This window comes from Cryobacterium sp. Y29, from assembly GCF_002929825.1.
GTDB lineage: Bacteria > Actinomycetota > Actinomycetes > Actinomycetales > Microbacteriaceae > Cryobacterium.
This window is the reverse complement of the sequence record NZ_PJJN01000006.1, coordinates 1-1,852: the sequence shown is the minus strand read 5'-3', so window position 1 is coordinate 1,852 and position 1,852 is coordinate 1. Positions and strand designations below refer to the sequence as shown.

Sequence of the window (1,852 nt, the reverse complement as noted above, 5' to 3'; positions counted from 1 at the left end):
CACTACGGTTATCAACAGCCAGCATTGGCAGCGTAGAAGAAACCACTAATTCCGCTGTCCGAAATGCCCGCGGCAGGTCAGTACCTGAGATCGCGCCCGTGGAGGGTCGGCGAGCACCCAGCGCAGGGCTAGGCTCAGGTCATGACTTTCAACCGTTCCTCGTGGTGGTGGCTGCGCTAGCAGCCGGTTGAAGCATGTTCACGGGCTGTACGCAGCTCGTGGACCTCAGGTCAGGACTTCGTACAGCCCTCCTATTTCAAGGAGTGCAAAGTGAAATCCCTTACTGCCATGGCCGAACGTTCGGCTGTCGTCGCCCGAGATGTTGACGCCCATCCGGAGCGTTTTCGCGTGCTTACTGGTGAGCGACCGACCGGCCGGCTTCACCTCGGCCACTATTTCGGCACCATCAGTGAACGCGTCAGGCTTCAAGAGGCTGGGGTCGAGACGGTTCTGGTCTTGGCTGACTATCAGGTCATCACCGACCGGGACACGATGGCGAACGTCCGACAAAACGTCTACAGCGCCGTGCTCGACTACCTCGCTGCGGGCCTGGATCCAGAAGCAACGACAATTTTTACGCATTCATCAGTGCCGGCCCTGAACCAATTGATAATTCCGTTTCTGAGTCTGGTAACGGAAGCCGAGTTACGTCGTAATCCGACCGTGAAGTCGGAACTCGCCTCCTCGAATCGAGCCCTGAGTGGCCTTCTTCTCACCTACCCCGTGCACCAGGCCGCTGACATCCTTTTCTGCAAGGGGAACCTCGTCCCTGTCGGAAAAGACAACCTGCCCCATGTGGAGATGACACGTGTCATCGCGCGCAGATTCAACGAACGATATGGAGATGTTTTCCCCGTGCCCGACGCATTGATCACAGCGTCGCCGGAGATCCCCGGGCTGGACGGTCGCAAGATGTCAAAAAGCTACGGAAACGCAATCGCACTGTCGATGACCGAGGATGAAACCGCGGCAGCCATCCGGAGAACTATCACCGACATTGACCGTCTGATCTCCTTCGATCCGCAGAGTCGACCAGGCGTCTCGGCACTCCTCTCGACGGCTGCGCTATGCCTCGGCAAACGACCGGAGGAAATCGCAGCGCAGATCGGGGACCAAGGCAGCGGTGAACTGAAACGCCTAACGACCGATGCGGTCAACAGCTTTCTTACTCCCATTCGAGCACGACGAGCCGAACTCGCGCAGGATTCAGGGCTAGCTTCCGAGGTGCTTCGACGTGGTAACGATCGCGCTAATTCCATTGCTACCACAACGCTGGACGAAGTGAGAACCGCTATGGGCACCCTCTACTGATTTCACCACGCCTACCTCAGTTCGACTGAGGACGAGAGCAAACGCGAGGCCCGCAAGCCGAATCCTCTGCAGGACATGTCGTGTGCCAGCCGAGAGGAACCAACCTAGTCGGGGATGCATTGATTCTTAGTTCTCAGTACACCTCTTTGCGATGGTCAACGTTGAGGGTGAGTACGGTCAAAGAGTTGTCGATGATCTGGGCGAGGATGTGGTGATCTCCAACTCGATACCTCCACACTCCCGTGTGGTTGGCCGTGAGGCCCCTGCCGCGCTGGCGAGGATCATCTAGTTTCTCTACTACTTCGAGGTAGGCCATCACTCGTCGTTGGATTGCCCGGTCAAGTTTTTGAAGTCACGGTCGAACTGCTCGGTGGTTTCAACCTGCCACCGAGGTGTCATAAATTAGTCTCGGCCTTGAGTGCCGCGAGCGGGCGGGCGCGTCGTCCGGCTGCCTCGAAAGCTGACCTGCCGCGGGCATTTCGGACAGCGGAATTAGTGGTTTCTTCTACGCTGCCAATGCTGGCTGTTGATAACCGTAGTG

At 57.6% G+C, this 1,852-nt stretch carries 1 protein-coding gene and 1 pseudogene; one reads left to right on the top strand and one right to left on the bottom strand.

The window, feature by feature from the left end; genetic code table 11:
- Window positions 1-288 precede the first annotated feature (288 nt).
- Window positions 289-1,311 (top strand): tryptophan--tRNA ligase, encoded by a 1,023-nt coding sequence (gene trpS, locus CXY74_RS00045; RefSeq protein ID WP_104198535.1) that lies wholly within the window; start codon window positions 289-291, stop codon window positions 1,309-1,311.
- A gap of 133 nt (window positions 1,312-1,444) precedes the next feature.
- Here trpS and CXY74_RS00040 read toward each other — a convergent pair.
- Window positions 1,445-1,651: pseudogene (locus CXY74_RS00040) on the bottom strand (type II toxin-antitoxin system RelE/ParE family toxin); the annotation flags it as partial.
- Window positions 1,652-1,852 lie beyond the last annotated feature (201 nt).